Genomic DNA, 15,272 nt, shown 5'->3' with positions numbered 1-15,272 from the left:
CATGACCAATCCCATCGCGGCGAAGAAGCGCTCCTTCAAGGATCACAAGGCAAGGCACTTCCTGTTCGAGACGGACGGCGACGGCCGGGTCGCCACGATCACGCTCAACCGTCCGGACAAGAAGAACCCGCTGACCTTCGAGAGCTACGAGGAGCTCGGCGATCTCTTCCGCTCGCTCGCAAATGCCGCCGACGTCCGCGCCGTGGTGCTGACGGGTGCCGCCGGCAATTTCTCCTCGGGCGGGGACGTGTTCGAGATCATCGAGCCGCTGACGCGGATGGCGATGCCGGATCTCCTGGCATTCACCCGCATGACGGGCGAGCTTGTGCGCCAGATACGGGCCTGCCCCCAGCCGGTCATCGCCGCCGTCGACGGCATCTGCGCCGGCGCCGGTGCGATCCTGGCGATGGCGGCGGATTTCCGCGTGGCGACGCCCGAGGCGAAGACGGCGTTCCTCTTCACCCGCGTCGGCCTTGCCGGCGCCGACATGGGGGCCTGCGGCATCCTTCCCCGCATCATCGGGCAGGGCCGCGCCGCCGAGCTGCTCTTCACCGGCCGGGTCATGACCGCTGCGGAAGGCCACGCCTGGGGCTTCTACAATGCCCTCCATCCGCGCGAGGTCCTGCTCGCCGAGGCGCAGGCATTCGCCCGCACCATCGCCGACGGTCCCTGGTTCGCCCATGCCATGACGAAGAAGATGCTCGACCAGGAATGGGCGATGGGCATCGACCAATTGATAGAGGCAGAGGCGCAGGCGCAGGCGATCTGCATGGCGACCGGCGATTTCCGCCGCGCCTTCGAGGCCTTTGCCGCCAAGGCGAAGCCCGCTTTCGAGGGGAACTGACCATGCCGCCAAGGGCCCCGACCCGCGATCATCTCGACTGGCCGTTCTTCGACGAGGGCCACCGCGCCCTTGCGGCCGAGCTCGACGGCTTTGTCGCCGGCGGCGGCCTCGGTTCGATCGATCATCACGATGTCGATGCCGCCTGCCGGGAACTGGTCGCAAGGCTGGGAGCCGCCGGCCTTCTGCGCCATTGCGTGCCGAAGGCCTTCGGCGGGGCGAGCGAGGAGATCGACAGCCGGGCGCTCTGCCTCCTGCGCGAAACGCTCGCCTATGCCGACGGCCTTGCCGATTTCGCCTTCGCCATGCAGGGCCTCGGCACGGGCGCGATCAGCCTCTCCGGCTCGCAGGCGCTGAAGGAAGAGGTTCTTCCCAAAGTCGCGCGTGGCGAATGGATATCCGCCTTCGCCCTTTCCGAGCCCGATGCCGGATCGGACGTCGCCGCCATGGCCTGCGCTGCCCGGCGCGAGGGGGACGACTTCGTCCTTAACGGCGAGAAGACCTGGATTTCCAACGGCGGCATCGCCGACGTCTACACGCTCTTCGCGCGGACCGGCGAGGCGCCCGGCACGCGCGGCATCTCCGCCTTCGTCGTCTTCGCCGATACGCCCGGCTTCACCATCGCCGAGCGCATCGAGACGATCGCGCCGCATCCGCTCGCCCGCATCCGCTTCGAGAATTGCCGCATTCCCGCCGCGCAGCTTCTCGGCAATCCGGGGGAGGGGTTCAAGATCGCCATGCGCACGCTCGATATCTTCCGCCCCTCCGTCGCCGCCGCCGCGACCGGCTTTGCCCGCCGCGCGCTCGACGAGGCGGTTGCGCATGCGAAAGGGCGGAAGATGTTCGGCGCGACGCTCGCCGACCTGCCGACCGCGCAGAGCACGCTCGGCGAGATGGCGACGGCCATCGACGCCGCCGCACTCCTGACCGGCCGCACCGCCTGGAGGCGCGACGTGCAGAAGCTTCCGACGACCCGCGAAGCCGCGATGGCCAAGATGACCGCGACGGAAAACGCGCAATGGGTCATCGACCAGGCCCTCCAGCTCTTCGGCGGCAGGGGCGTGCAATCCGGCGCGATCACGGAACGGCTCTATTGCGAGATCCGGGCGCTGCGCATCTACGAGGGCGCGACGGAGGTCCAGAAGCTCGTCATCGGCCGCGAGCTGATGAAGGGCGCAACGGGATAGGAGCGGCCATCGTGTTCACGACCAGCAAGCCGCTGCGGTTCGGCGATTGCGACCCTTCGGGGATCGCCTATTTCCCGTCCTATCTCGATATCCTCGTCGGGGTGCTGGAGGATTTCTTCACCTCGCTCGGCTTTCCCTGGCGGGCGATGAACGAGGTGCGGCGCATGAGCGTGCCGACGGTGCGCCTCGACCTCACCTTCAGGAGCCCGGGCTTTCAGGGCGACAGGCTCGATTTCGCCCTTGCGGTGCGCGCCATCGGCCGCTCTTCGCTCGACCTGGAGCACACGGTTTCGAGGGGAGACACCGTGCTCTGGACGGCGCGGCACCGCATCGTCGCCACCTCGCTCGACACCAATACCTCGCTTGCCTGGCCGGACGATATCCGCGCCGCACTGACCCATCATCTGGAGACGGCCCATGCACACCATCCTGCAACCTGAAGGCTGGGCAAAGCCCATCGGCTATGCCAACGGCGTGGCGGCGACCGGCCGCACGCTTTTCGTCGGCGGCCAGATCGGCTGGAACGGGAACTCCGAATTCGAGACCGACGATTTCGTCGGGCAGGTGCGCCAGACGCTGAAGAACGTCGTTGCCGTGCTTGCCGCGGGCGGCGCGGAGCCCCGCCACATCACCAGTATGACCTGGTATTTCACCGACAAGCAGGAATATCTCGCCAACCTCCGCGGCCTCGGCGAGGCCTACCGCGAGATCATCGGCAGGCATTATCCCGCCATGGCGGCGATGCAGGTGGTCGCGCTGGTGGAAGACCGGGCGAAGATCGAGATCCAGGCCACCGCCGTCATTCCCGAATAGGCCTGCCGTGATGGACGAGATGCGTTTTTCGGAAAGTGTAACGGCCCGCCTGCAGGAGGGCGTGCTGGTCGTCGCCATCGACAATCCGCCGGTCAACGCCCTCTCGGCCCATGTCCGCTCCGGCCTTGCCGCGGCGCTGGACCACGCCGCCGGGGAGCCGGCTGTCACGGGGCTCGTCCTTTCCGGCGCGGGCCGCACCTTCATCGGCGGGGCCGATATCCGGGAATTCGGCAAGCCGCCGGCCGAGCCGCAGCTTCCCGCGCTCGTCGGCCGCATCGAGGCCTTCGGAAAGCCGGTCGTCTGCGCCGTGAACGGCGCCGCGCTCGGCGGCGGCTGCGAGGTGGCGCTTGCCTGCCACGGCCGCATCGCCGGCGGGAAGGCGTCCTTCGGCCTGCCGGAGGTCAAGCTCGGCATCGTTCCCGGCGCCGGCGGGACCCAGCGCCTGCCGCGCCTGATCGGCACGGTCGCGGCCGTCGAGCTCATCGGCACGGGGCGCGCGGTCAGGGCGGATGAGGCCGTCGCGCTCGGCCTTGCCGATGCCCTCGCCGCCGATCCGGTTGCCGCGGCCATCGCCGCCGTGCGCGAACAGGCCGGACGGCCGCTCCGCCGGACGGGCGAACTTGCCGTTCCCGCTGCGGATTCCGCTGCCCTTGCCGCGGCGCAGGCCAAGGTCGTTGCGAAAAGCCGGGGGCAGGCGGCGCCCGCCGAGGCCGGCCGGCTCGTTGCGGCGGCAGGGCAACTCGGCCTTGAGCGGGGGCTTGCAGAGGAGCGCGCGACCTTCGTGCGCCTGCGCGATTCCGTCGAATCCGCAGCCCTGCGGCATGTGTTCTTCGCCGAGCGCGCCGCCGGCAAGGTCGACAAGCTCGACGGGGTTTCACCGCGGCAGGTCGGGACCGTGGGCGTCGTCGGCGCGGGGTTGATGGGGTCCGGCATCGCCGTCTCGGCGCTCGTCGGCGGCTATCGCGTCGTCGCGCTGGAGCAGACGCCGGAGGCCGCCGTTGACGGGCGCGTCCGCATGGCCGGCCTTCTCGACAAGGCCGTGCAATCCCGCCGCCTGACCGGCGAGGCCCGCGATGCCTGCTTCGCGCGGCTCGAAACGACCGCCGAGGCGGCCGACCTTGCAACGGCGGATCTCGTCATCGAGGCCGTCTTCGACGACCTTGCGGTCAAGACCGACCTGTTCCGCAGGCTCGACGGCATCGTCGCGCCGGACGCCATTCTCGCGACCAATACCAGCTATCTTGATCCCGATGCGATCGCCGCCGCCACGGCCCATCCCTCCCGCGTGGTGGGCCTCCATTTCTTCTCGCCGGCCAATGTCATGCGGCTGGTGGAGGTCGTCGATTGCGCCGCCACGGCGCCCGGCGTGCTGGCGAGCGCGCTCGCCTTCGTCAAGCGCCTCGGCAAGCTCCCCATCGTCTGTGGCGTTACCGAGGGCTTCATCGGCAACCGCATCTTCTCGGCCTATCGCAGGCAGGCGGAATTCATGCTGGAGGACGGCGCGCTGCCGCACGAGATCGACGCCGCCCTGGAAGCCTACGGCTTTCCGATGGGCATCTTCGCCGTCAATGACATGGCGGGCCTCGAGATCGCCTGGGCGCGCCGCAAGCGGCAGGCCGCGAGCCGCAATCCCGCCGAGCGCTATGTCAAGATCGCCGACAGGCTCTGCGAGGCCGGCCGCCTCGGCCGCAAGACCGGCCTCGGCTGGTATGCCTATCCGGACGGGAAACGGACGGACGATCCCGCCGTGACGGCGATGATCGAAGCGGCGCGGGCGGCAAAGGGCATCACGCCCCGCCCGTTCACCGCGCAGGAGATCGTGGACCGTCTCCTCGAAGCGATGGCCGACGAGGGGAGAGCGCTGCTTGCCGAAGGCATCGCCGCCCGGCCGGGCGATATCGACCTGGTCATGATCAACGGCTACGGCTTTCCCGCGCACAAGGGCGGGCCGATGTTCGCCGCAGGGCAGGACGAGAAGCGGTTGGCCTGAACGGCCGTGATCAGCCCGGCGAGTTGCCGGCGGCCGTCCGCCGGATGAGCTGGTGCTCGCGCCAGATCGTGAAGAGGCCGGCGCCGACGACGATCAGCGCGCCGACGACCATGTGGAGCGACAGCGCCTCGCCGAAGAAGGCGACGGCGATGATCACGTTGAGCACGAGCTGGAAATAGGTGACCGGCTGCACCTCCGCCGCCTGCAGCAGCCCGTAGGCCCGGATGAGATAGTAGTGGCTGAGCGTGCCGCAGACGCAGAGCGCGGCAAGCGCGAACCAGTCGGCCGGCTCGACATCCGTCCAGTAGAACGGGCCGATCAGCGAGATCGCCACGGCGCCGACGATGCCGGCGTAGAAGAGGCTGGTCACGGCCGTGTCCTCGGAGCCCACCTTGCGCGTGGCGATGCTGTAGAGCGCGAAGAGGAGGGAGGCGCCGAGCGGCAGGAGCAGCGAGAGGTCGAAGTGGACGCCGACGGGGTTGATGATGACGAGGACCCCGACAAGGCCCACCAGCACGGCGGTCCCGCGCCGCCAGCCGACGGCCTCGCCGAGCAGCGGGATCGACAGGACGGTGACGATGAGCGGCGTCGCCTGGAACACCGACTGGCTCATGGCAAGGCCGGCATGCACATAGGAAAAGACGATGAGGACGATTTCTGCCACGAGCAGGAGCCCGCGCGCGGCCTGCAGCCAGGGCCGGCGGGTGCGGATGGCCGCGCGGATGCCGCCCGGCGAGGAGGCGGCAAAGCCGCAGACGAAGAGCGCGAAGGCCCAGAACCGGATCATCGTGATGAAAAGGGCGGGATAACGGTCGCCAAGATATTTGGTGATCGCATCCTGGCCGGCAAAGATGCAGATGGCCAGGAAGGCGAAGAGATAACCGCGGGTCTTTGGGCTCATTGGGGCATACAACTCGGATCTATTTGGACCCGCTGATAGCACAAGGCCGCGGCCAAGGCTCGACCCAAATCTACCCCGTGATTTTCGATAGAGGCCCGGCCGCCGCGCCGCGATCAGCGCGGCGCTCCCTGCAGGCTGTCCGTATAGTAGCGGTCGTAGAGGTCGCGGTATTTCTCCGCCGCGCCCGCGTCGCTGTAGCGGGCAAGGGCGTCCATGTCCGTCTTGTTGAGGATGACGCCGAGGGTCTTGCCCTCGATCCGGTGCTCGGCGGCAAGCAGGTCGCGCACCAGGTTGGCGGAGGTCTTGCCCCATTCCACGACGAAGAGGAACCCGTCGGCCAAGGGCTCGAAGGCCTTGGCGTCGATGACGGGGCCGAGCGGCGTCAGGTCGACCACGATATAGTCGAAGGCCCGGCGCGCCTCGTCGATGAGCTCTTTCATCGCCGGCGAGGACATCAGCTCGTTCGCCTCGTAGCGGCGCGCCTCGCCCGGCCGCAGCGCGATCGGCAGGATGGCGAGCTGCGAGCGGCGGTCGGTCTTGAGCGCCTGCGTCCATGGGACTTCGCCACGCAGCACCTCGACGAGGCCGACCTGCGGGGTCGGTTTCATCATGGTGCTGAGGCCGGGCCGGCGCACGTCGGCGTCGATCAGCAGCGTGCGCTTGCCGCTGACGGCAAGGAGAGCCGCGAAATTGGTCGCGACCGTGGATTTTCCCTCGCCGGGCAGCGCCGAGGTAACGCCGATCACGCGGCTTTCGCGGCCCTGCAGCATCGTGTCGGCGGTGAGCCTTGCATTGCGCAGCGTCTCCGTGAAGGCCGAGCGCGGCGCGTCCAGAACCACGCGCGTCATGCGTTCGAGCGGAATGACTTCCTCCTCGGCGTCGGCTGGCGGTTCGGCCTTCACAGCCTTGGCGCCGATCATCGCGGGCTTGCGCTTCTTCCGGCCGCCGCCGACGAGCGGCAGGTAGCCGAGCGGCTTCAGGCCGAGGATGGTGCGCACGTCGTTCTCCAGCCGGAAGGCGCGCTCGCGCATCTCCTGCACGAAGGTGAGCGCCCCGCCGGCCATCAGGCCGAGCACCAGCGAGAGGCCGAGCACCATGGTCTTGCCCGGGCTCGACGGGGAGACCGGCACGCCGGCATCCGAGATCACCCGCGCCTTGGGAATCGGGAAGGACTGCTTCTGCGAGGCCTGCTCGTAGCGGGCGAGATAGGATTCCGACAGCGCCTTCAGCGCCGTCGCCTTCTGCTCGAGCTCCTGGAGGCGCACCGAGGAGCGGTTCGCGTCGGCATTGTTGCCGGCGACCTTCTTGATGCTTTCCCGCAGCGAGACCTCGCGCGAGCGGGCGACGTCGTATTCGTTGCGGTAGCTTGCCGTGAGCTGCTGGAGCTCGCGGTAGATCTGGCCGGCGAGGTCCTTCTTCTCGGCCTGGAGCGCGACGGCCTGCGGATGGTCGGCGCCGAAATTGCGGGTGATGTCCTCGGCGCGCTTGAGGATGGAATTGTAGCGGCCGCGCAGCTCCTGCAGCGCGGTGGCGTCGGCCTGCTGCACGGGAATGGTCGCATTGGCGACGGCCCTGTCCGGCCCCTGCTCGACGATCGCCTTGAACTGGGCGTAGCGGGCCGAGGCGCTTGCCGCATCGGCCTGCGCCAGGATGAGCTGGCTGTTGAGGTCGGCGAGCTGCTGTTCCGACATCAGTTCGCCGCGGGAGGTGGTAAGGCCGTTCTCGGCGCGGTAGCGCTCGACCTCCAGCGAGGCCTCCTGGGCGCGCGCCTGGATGTCGGTCAGCCGCTCCTGGAGCCAGGTGGAGGCCTGTTCCGTCGCGGTGAAGTTGGCGCTGAGCTGCTCCTCGAAGAAGGCCTGCGCATAGCGCCGGGCGATGGCGGCCGCCAGTTCGGGATCGGTGGAGCGGAAGGAGACGGCGAGCACGGCGCTCCGCGATACGCGTTCCACCGCCAGCGATTGCTGCAGCATGGCCGCCGCCTTCTCGCGCCGGCCGTTGGCAAGCGCCTCCGCGGAGGCCTCCGGCCCGGCCGAGCCGAACGATGCCAGCGCCTTGATCCAACCCTTGACGACGGCGACGGGCGATTGCGGCGGGTTGAGGACGGTTTCGTTGTCGGCGAGCTTCAGGTCGTCGACGACGCGCAGCGCCAGCCGGCCGGATTTCAGGATTTCGGCGGCGCTGGCGATGCGCATGTCGACCTGCTGGCTGCTCTGCGGCGAGGGCTCGCTTTCCTCGGCATAGCGCGACAGGTCCTCGTCGAGCAGGATCTGCGTCATCGACGTGTAGACGGGCGTCGCGAAGAGGAGATAGGCCACGCCCAGCGCCACGGCGAGCGCGACCGAAAGGCCGATCAGCCGCGCCCGGCGAACGAGGATCGTCAGCAGGCGGTCGAGATCGATGAAGGAATCGGCGGGGTCCGGTTCCCGGCTGAGGATGCTGCTGTGCGATACGGTGCGTTGATGCATGGGGCTCCGTTCTGCCTTTCGGCGCGATGGAAACTCTGTCCTCCCGGAGGCGGCCCCGGATCCTCCATCCGGGGCCCTGGTATCATGCCGCGCGAATCCGGCCCTCGTGCGACGTCATCATGTCGCGGAGGGATTCGTAGATCGCGCCGCCGATGTCCGGCCGCGCCAGCGCAAAGGCGACATTGGCCTCGATGAAGCCGTGCTTGGAGCCGCAGTCGTAGGTCCGCCCCTCGTAGACATGGGCGTGGAACGGCTGTTCTTGCGAGAGTTTCAGCATGCTGTCGGTCAGCTGGATCTCGTTGCCGGCGCCGCGCTGCTGGCGGGCGAGATGGCCGAAGATCTCCGGCTGGAGGATGTAGCGTCCGTTGAGGAAAAGATTGGACGGCGCGTCGCCCGCCTTCGGCTTTTCCACCATGTGGGTGACGGCAAAGCCGTGGCGCACGGCCGCCCCCCTGCCGACGATGCCGTATTGCGAGACCTCTTCCGGCGCGCATTGCTCGACGCCGACGACATTGCCGCCGACCTCGCCGTGAAGGTCCATCAGGCCGGCAAGGCAGCCGCGCGGGCCGAAGGAGATCATGTCGGGAAGCAGGAGCGCGAAGGGCTCGTCGCCGATGAGGTCGCGGGCGCACCAGACCGCATGGCCGAGGCCGAGCGGGGCCTGCTGGCGGGTGAAGCTGACCGATCCGGCCTTCGGCAGCAGCCGGCCGAGCTCGTCCACCTTGTCGTCCTTGCCGGATTTCTCCAGCGAGGCGATGAGTTCCGGCGTGTCGTCGAAGTGATCCTCGATGACCTGCTTGTTGCGGCTCGTGACGAAGACGACATGCTCGATGCCGGCCTCGCGCGCTTCGTCGAGGGCATATTGCACGACGGGGCGGTCCACGATGGTCAGCATTTCCTTGGGCATGGCCTTGGTGGCCGGCAGGAAGCGCGTTCCGTGGCCGGCGACGGGAATGACGGCCTTGCGGACGGTCTGGTTTCGCTCCATGGCGTTATCCTTTGTTCTTGAGCGCCGGGTCCGGCGCTGTCGATGGGGAGGAGGCCGCGCCATGGGGCGCGGCTGCCTTGGTATGGGGCGACGGCGCCGTGAGGCGGCGCCATCGGGCGGCGAGCGGCATCGAAAGATGCCGGAGCGCGACGGGATCGCCGAGCGCCACCTTGAGGGCAGGCCCGAACGAACGGTTCTTGAGATGCTGGACGAGCGCCAGGAAGGCCCGCGTTTCCTGAAGGTTGCGGGTGCGGCGGCGCTGCGCGGCGGCCGCCGCGGCGGCCATCAGCGGGAAGCGGGCGAGGAAGCGCCGGTCGCCGGCCAGCATGGCCTCGACATGATGGAGGCGCAGCACGCGCGAGATCGAGCCGTCGCGGATATGGTAGACATAGCCGGCTTCCGGCGCGACCGCGCAGCGGCCGCCGGCGGCCAGCACCGAGGCTAGCAGCAGGTAGTCCTCGCCGATCCGCAGCGCCTCGTCATAGGCGAGCCGGTTCTCTCCAAGGAAGGCGCGGCGGAAGACCGGCTTCATGTAGCCGAAATTGTGCGTGCTGCGGAAAATCCGGTTGGAATCGATGAAGTCGGGAAGCGTCAGTTCGGCACGGGCGAGGAGATCGTCCGGGAACATTCTTTCGGTGCCGCCGTCCGCATGCCGCACCTCGATATTGTCGACCGCGACGGCCGCTTCCTCCCGCTCGGCGAGCGCGATCATCCGGCGTAGGCGTTCGGGCCGCATCGTATCGTCGGCATCGAGCACGGCGATCCACCGGCCGCTTGCCGCGGCAAAGCCGGCATTGCGCGCGCCGCCCGGGCCGCGGTTGCGGTCGAGGGCGACGAGCCGCACGGCCGGATCGCCGAAGGCGGCGACCGCTTCACGCGTTCCGTCCGTCGAGCCGTCGTCGGCGACGATCACCTCGACCGTCACGTCCTGCTGGGCAAGGGCGCTGCGGATCGCTTCGATGATCGTATCCGCCGCATTGTAGGCGGCGATGACGATGCTGGCGTCGGGGGCGGTCATCGCACCGCCTCCAGCTTGCCGTAGGGCTCGATGGCGCGGGCGCCGAACAGGCCGCCGACGGCGCCGGCATGGAGAAAGGCGCGCAGCGCGAAGCGGTTGCGCCGCACTGGAGACGGTGCGAAGGCCGCCGCGCCCGCAAGGCAGGCGGCGCATTTTGCAAGGGCGACGGCGGCAGCCCCGATCCGGACTGCACCCTCTTGGCGTGCGGCGAGGAGCCGGCCGTGCGTCTGGCCCATGCGCAGGCGGCGCTGCGCGAGCCAGGAAAAGCGCGCGCGGGGGGCGGGAACCGCCTCTTCCACCCAGGCATCCGCGGCGAAGGCAAAGCGCCCGCCCGCGCCGTGCACGGCGCTGAAGAAGGCCGTGTCCTCGCCGCCGCTGCGGCCGAGCGCGAGGTCGAAGCGGCGGCCGGCAATCGCCGGCGCGGCAAGGCGCATCAGGACATTGCAGGTATAGCCGGTGCGGATCTCGCCCTTCACCCAGACGGGGCGGGTGGCGTGGAAATCGCCGCGCTGCATCCAGCGGGGCGCGTCCGGCCGGTAGAGCGCACGCACCGGGCCGAGCACCACGTCCGCATCGCTTTCCTCAGCGGCGGCGAGCAGCCGGTCCAGCCATTGCGGCTCCACGGTCTCGTCGTCGTCGACGAAGGCGAGGAAATCGGCGTCGCTCCGCTCGAGGCACGCATTGCGGGCGATGGAGATGTTGCCGGCCGGGCAATGGACGTAGACGATCTCCATCGCCAGCAGCGCCCCTGCCGTCTCGACGCAGGGCCGGGCGCTCGGCTCGATATCGTTGTCGGCGACGACGACGCGGGGGCGAACGCCGGGCGGCACGATGAGGCGCGCGAGCGAGGCGAGCGTGTCCATGAGCGCCTTGCGCCGGAACGTGCAGACGGCGATGTCGATGCGAAGCGGCGCGCTCATGCCGGCACCCTCCGCCGGCGGATGTCGAGGAGCTCGCGCCAGAAGCCGGCCGACCAGGCGAAATGCATGATCATGGCCGAGACGGCGGCAAGCGGGCCGTAGGGATTGCGTTCGCCGAGCGCCATCCAGGCGCCATAGCCAAGGCAGGCCGCCGCCCACAGAACGAAGGGCACGGCCGCAATCCAGGTGAGGGCGGCCAGGAACGCGCCGATAGCGACGGGCGCCACCATCAGCGGCAGCATCTGGCGCAGGCTCGGCCGCGCGCGGTGCTTGAGGAAGTTGCGCGCCCGGCCGCGGCCGTAGCCGAAATACTGCCTGAAGAGCGGCAGGGCGCTCTCGCGCGGATAATAGATCATGCTGGTGCGCGCGGTCATCCAGATGCAATAGCCGGCCTCACGGAGCCGGTAGTCGCATTCGGCGTCCTCGTTGGCGGTGAACGTCTCGTCATAGCCGCCCACGGCGCGGAAGGCGGCGATGCGCATCAGCGCGTGGTGGCCGTGCTCCGCCCAATGGCTCTTTGCGCCGACGCGATGTTTCGCCCCGCCATTGCCCAGCACGGAGTTCTGCGCGACGGCGGTCGCCTTCTGGAACGTGCCGAAGCCGACGGTCTGCATGGCGACGACGACGGAATCCGCGCCCGTTTCCAGCGCTTCCTCCACCAGGACGCGGCAATAGTCCTGCGGATAGGTGCCGTGCGCGTCGATGCGGATCAGGTAATCGTGCTCGACGCCGAAGGCCTCGACGGCGAGATTGACGGCCGCGCTCTGGATGCGCTTGGGATTGTCGAGCACCCGCATGGCCGGCCGGGCGTCGGCGAGGCGGTGGGCGATCTCGCGCGTGCCGTCCGTGCTGCCGCCGTCGACGACGACGAGCGTCGCGTTGAGGCCGGCAAGGCCCGGTTCGAGCTGGCGGACGAGCGCTTCGAGGTAGGGCGCCTCGTTGAGGCACGGGATCACGATCAGGCAGCGCACGGCTGCGACGGCGTCAACGGTCATGGCAGTCCACCTTGTTTGCGACGAGGTAAGGAACGGGGTGCGCGGCCGCGGCCTGCCCGGCAGGCTGGCGCAGGGCGGCAAGGCACTGGACGAAGGCGGCGCAATCGGCGCGGTCGAGGACCCATGGCCGCGTCCCGTGCCGGGTGAGATCGGCCCGGAGCGCCTGGTAGGCGGCGGCGTCGAGGGCGGCGAAGCGCTCGGCGAGCGTCTCCGGCCGCGCATCGGCAAGCGCCACGCCGATGCCGTAGCGCGCGGCAAGGCGGGCGGTCTCCGTGCCTTCGAGAACGATCGGCAGGACGCCGTGGCGGCAGCCTTCGTAGAGCCGGTTCGGCAGGAGCCAGAGCGAGTTCTGTCCCTCCTCGAAGAAGTCCATGGCCCAGGCGAAATCCACCTCGCCATAGATGGCGCCAAGGTCTTCCGGGTTGCGGTAGGGGCCTTCGAAGCGAAGGAAGGGCTCGCGGGCGACGAGGCCGTCGAAATCGGCAAATTCGCTGCGCACCGGCCGGCCGCGAAGCACGACCTCGAAGCGGCCCTCCATGCGGCGGGTGAAGGCGGCGAGCAGGTCGAGGGACTTGCGGCAGCGGATCGCGCCGAACCAGCCGATGCGCCACGGCGCGCCCGCGGGCCTTGTCCGCGCGGGCAGGTCCGTTTCGTCGCCGTCGAGTTCCAGCACCCGGTTCTCCAGCAGGTGCACGGGCGCGCGGACGCCGGAGAGCGGCCTGAAATACTGCTCGACGAAGGCCGGGGAACTGGTGACGAGCAGGCCGGCATTGCGGGCGAAGCGGCTTTCCGCCGCCCGCAGCGCCTTGCCGGCGAGGCTGTCCTTCAGCAGGAGGCGGTGCACGTCGAGGCATTCATAGGCGATCGGGACGCCGCCGAAGCGGGCCGAGGCGCGGCCGGCAAGCGCCAGCATTTCGAGGTTGCGCGCGAGGATCACGTCCGGCCGGGCGATGCCGGCAAGCCGGCGCGCAAGGCCGGCCGCGGCGCCGGCGACGGCGAGGAGGCGCTGGGCGAAACGGGCGTCGGCGGTGGTGCCGAGATCCAGCGGCGTGACGCCCTGGATATCGGCGAGCCGGTTCTCGCCGCGCCGGAAGCCGGCGAGCGTCACCTCCGCCCCGCCGGCTGCGAGCATCAGCACCCGCCGGCGCACGGCGGGATCGGAAAGGTCGTGGACGAGGTAGAGGACGCGCAGCATCGGCAGCACTCTCAGTTCACGAGGCAGGCGACGGAGCCGTCGAACTGGCAGGGCTCGCCCTCGGCGGTGAAAGCGATGCGCTCCACCTGGAGCGTCGCCTTGCCGGCAAAGGCGAAGCGGCCCATCCAGTCGGAAAGCGTGTCGGTGCCCCAGAGCGAGAGGAAGACCTTCTGGGCATTCGACGGCAACTTCTGCGGATCCGTCACCTCGTGCACGAGCGCGCCGTTGACGTAGTAGCGCAGGCGATCCTTCTGCCAGACGAAGGCATAGTCGTTGAAGCCGCTGTCGGCGCCGCCCTTCACGGACACCAGCTTCTCGTTGCCGCCCTTGCCGGCGACGTACTGGTTGAGCTGCACGCGGTTCGTATCCTTGCCGAGGACCTCGAAATCGATCTCGTCGTGCGGCTTCTTGTCGGTGGGGCCGATAAAGGTGAAGAAGGCCGAGTTGAGGCCCGGGCCCGTCGCGGCCTTCATGCGCACCTCGTAGGTGCCGTAGCCGTAGCGCTTGCGGGTCTGGATCTCGCCGCAGGCATATCGGCGGTCGCCGGCGGGCCTTGCGTCGAAGGCGAGCGACAGCCTGCCGCCCTCCACCGAGACCTCGTTCTTCGACCAGGTGCAATTCTGGTGTGCGCCGTTGTTCCAGCCGTCGGAGACGTACCAGAAGGCGGTGTCGAGCCGGTCGAATTCTTCCACGAAGGAGGCGCCGTTCGCGCCGTCCTGCGCGGCGAGCGGGCCGGCGGAAAGCAGAAGCGCGGCGGCGCAGAAGGTCTTTCTCAGGGGAATGTGCATTGTCACCTCCGTTGGGCGATGGAGCCGGCGGGCTTCATCTGCGGATGGCCGGCCACGGGCCGTTTCTGGCCGCCCATGCGGCGGCCGGTGAGGACGGCGGAAAGGCCGGGCGCAAAGCGCCGTGCCGCTGCGTGGGTCGATACGAGGATGGTAAGGGCGAGAACCGGGCTTGCGGCGTAGAACAGCGGGTAGTCCGGAATGCCGAGCCGGTTCCACACCATCCAGAACAGGATGAGCAACGGGTAATGGCCGCAGAAGATCCAGAAGCTGAGGCCGCCGAGCCGCGACAGCGCCCGGCCGGTGCCGGTGCGGATGAGCAGCGCGGAAAGCGCCCAGGCGCCGAAGATGCCGGCAATCGCCGCAAGGCTTCGCAGCATGTCGAGCCAGGCCGGGAAATCCGGGCCGTAGGCATAGAGCGCGAAGGAGAGGAGCACGGCCATGGCGAGCGCGGCGGCGACGACCGGAACGGCGAAGCGGTCGAGGTGCCTGATGTCGACGCGGTGCAGGGCGAGCGCGGCGCCGAGGCTGAAGCCGAACAGGATGGATTTCTTGAGGAAGATGCCGTTCGGCAGCGGCAGCACCGCATAGGCCAGCATCAGGGCGAGCACGATGCGCGGATAGCGCCGGACGGCAAAGGCGATCAGCGGCGAGAGGACGAGGCAGAGCAGGAGATCGCGCAGGAAATAGAGCGGGATGTTGATCGGCCAGGCCTCGACGGCAAGGGCGAGGTTCATCCAGTCGCGCGGGCCGGCATGCACGACGTCCGGCAGGTAGCCGAAGCCGATGCCCTGCGACTGCGCGGCATAGACCAGCACGAGGAAGGCGGTGTTCCACAGAAGGAAGGGCAGGAGGATCGTCGAGGCCTTGCCGCGCAGGGTCTTGCGATAGTCGAAGGCCGCAAGGCCGCGGTGGAAAAGCAGGTAGCCGGAAATGGCGCTGAGGCACGGCACGCCGATGCGAAAGAGGCTGTCGGCGAGGAACACCCGCAGCCAGTCGAGCCCGCCGAACGTGCCCGCATAGGGGCTCGTCGCCGGATCGTAGGGAACATGCACGAAGATGATCCCGGAGATCAGCACGATGCGCATGAGGTTGATGCGCGCTGAAACGGTCGCGTCGATATCCACGATGTCCGTCACCCTCTGCCGGCCGTCCCCCCTGGACGGCGTTCAAA

General features: G+C 69.0%; 14 protein-coding genes. 5 read left to right on the top strand and 9 right to left on the bottom strand.

All coding sequences use genetic code 11. The annotated features are described in order from the left end of the window. The first annotated feature begins 1 nt into the window (after position 1). Genes HNQ66_RS07900 through HNQ66_RS07880 form a run of 5 tightly spaced genes read left to right on the top strand, consistent with a single transcriptional unit; the run spans position 2 to position 4,831 of the window. The gene (locus HNQ66_RS07900; RefSeq protein WP_184142684.1) at positions 2-844 is read left to right on the top strand and encodes an enoyl-CoA hydratase family protein; all 843 of its coding nucleotides are present in this window, start codon (positions 2-4) and stop codon (positions 842-844) included. A gap of 2 nt (positions 845-846) precedes the next feature. Continuing rightward, entirely contained in the window at positions 847-2,028 is a 1,182-nt protein-coding gene (locus tag HNQ66_RS07895; protein WP_184142681.1) for an acyl-CoA dehydrogenase family protein, read from the top strand. Positions 2,029-2,036: 8 nt separating this feature from the next. Beyond that, the gene (locus HNQ66_RS07890) at positions 2,037-2,468 is read left to right on the top strand and encodes a thioesterase family protein (protein ID WP_184143281.1); all 432 of its coding nucleotides are present in this window, start codon (positions 2,037-2,039) and stop codon (positions 2,466-2,468) included. After that, positions 2,446-2,841, top strand: a complete 396-nt coding sequence (locus HNQ66_RS07885; RefSeq protein WP_184142678.1) for a RidA family protein — start codon at positions 2,446-2,448, stop codon at positions 2,839-2,841. Before HNQ66_RS07890 ends, HNQ66_RS07885 begins: the two co-directional genes overlap by 23 nt. A gap of 10 nt (positions 2,842-2,851) precedes the next feature. Further along, positions 2,852-4,831: a 3-hydroxyacyl-CoA dehydrogenase NAD-binding domain-containing protein gene (locus HNQ66_RS07880; RefSeq protein ID WP_184142675.1), complete on the top strand. Its 1,980-nt coding sequence runs from the start codon at positions 2,852-2,854 to the stop codon at positions 4,829-4,831. 10 nt (positions 4,832-4,841) lie between these two features. Here the strand turns inward: HNQ66_RS07880 and HNQ66_RS07875 are convergent, their stop codons facing one another. The 9 genes from HNQ66_RS07875 to HNQ66_RS07835 all read right to left on the bottom strand — a co-directional run bounded on the left by HNQ66_RS07875 (position 4,842) and on the right by HNQ66_RS07835 (position 15,219). Then, positions 4,842-5,732 (bottom strand): DMT family transporter, encoded by an 891-nt coding sequence (locus tag HNQ66_RS07875; RefSeq protein WP_184142672.1) that lies wholly within the window; start codon positions 5,730-5,732, stop codon positions 4,842-4,844. 113 nt (positions 5,733-5,845) lie between these two features. Beyond that, positions 5,846-8,197: a polysaccharide biosynthesis tyrosine autokinase gene (locus tag HNQ66_RS07870; RefSeq protein ID WP_184142669.1), complete on the bottom strand. Its 2,352-nt coding sequence runs from the start codon at positions 8,195-8,197 to the stop codon at positions 5,846-5,848. 82 nt (positions 8,198-8,279) lie between these two features. Continuing rightward, positions 8,280-9,185: a UTP--glucose-1-phosphate uridylyltransferase gene (locus HNQ66_RS07865; RefSeq protein ID WP_184142667.1), complete on the bottom strand. Its 906-nt coding sequence runs from the start codon at positions 9,183-9,185 to the stop codon at positions 8,280-8,282. Between the two features lie 4 nt (positions 9,186-9,189). Beyond that, the gene (locus HNQ66_RS07860; RefSeq protein WP_184142664.1) at positions 9,190-10,203 is read right to left on the bottom strand and encodes a glycosyltransferase family 2 protein; all 1,014 of its coding nucleotides are present in this window, start codon (positions 10,201-10,203) and stop codon (positions 9,190-9,192) included. Beyond that, positions 10,200-11,123, bottom strand: a complete 924-nt coding sequence (locus tag HNQ66_RS07855) for a glycosyltransferase family A protein (protein WP_184142662.1) — start codon at positions 11,121-11,123, stop codon at positions 10,200-10,202. The genes HNQ66_RS07860 and HNQ66_RS07855 overlap by 4 nt, the downstream gene beginning before the upstream one ends. Next, positions 11,120-12,118 (bottom strand): glycosyltransferase family 2 protein, encoded by a 999-nt coding sequence (locus HNQ66_RS07850; RefSeq protein ID WP_184142660.1) that lies wholly within the window; start codon positions 12,116-12,118, stop codon positions 11,120-11,122. Before HNQ66_RS07850 ends, HNQ66_RS07855 begins: the two co-directional genes overlap by 4 nt. Continuing rightward, complete coding sequence (locus HNQ66_RS07845) at positions 12,108-13,313, bottom strand: glycosyltransferase family protein (RefSeq protein WP_246434233.1); 1,206 nt, start codon at positions 13,311-13,313, stop codon at positions 12,108-12,110. The genes HNQ66_RS07850 and HNQ66_RS07845 overlap by 11 nt, the downstream gene beginning before the upstream one ends. Before the next feature lie 11 nt (positions 13,314-13,324). Continuing rightward, positions 13,325-14,101, bottom strand: a complete 777-nt coding sequence (gene exoK, locus HNQ66_RS07840; RefSeq protein WP_184142658.1) for an endo-1,3-1,4-beta-glycanase ExoK — start codon at positions 14,099-14,101, stop codon at positions 13,325-13,327. 2 nt (positions 14,102-14,103) lie between these two features. After that, the gene (locus HNQ66_RS07835; protein ID WP_184143279.1) at positions 14,104-15,219 is read right to left on the bottom strand and encodes an acyltransferase family protein; all 1,116 of its coding nucleotides are present in this window, start codon (positions 15,217-15,219) and stop codon (positions 14,104-14,106) included. Positions 15,220-15,272: the final 53 nt, after the last annotated feature.

This window comes from Shinella fusca (genome assembly GCF_014203155.1).
Classification (GTDB): domain Bacteria; phylum Pseudomonadota; class Alphaproteobacteria; order Rhizobiales; family Rhizobiaceae; genus Shinella; species Shinella fusca.
Note: the sequence above shows the minus strand (reverse complement) of the source record. Positions and strands in the feature narration are given on the sequence as shown.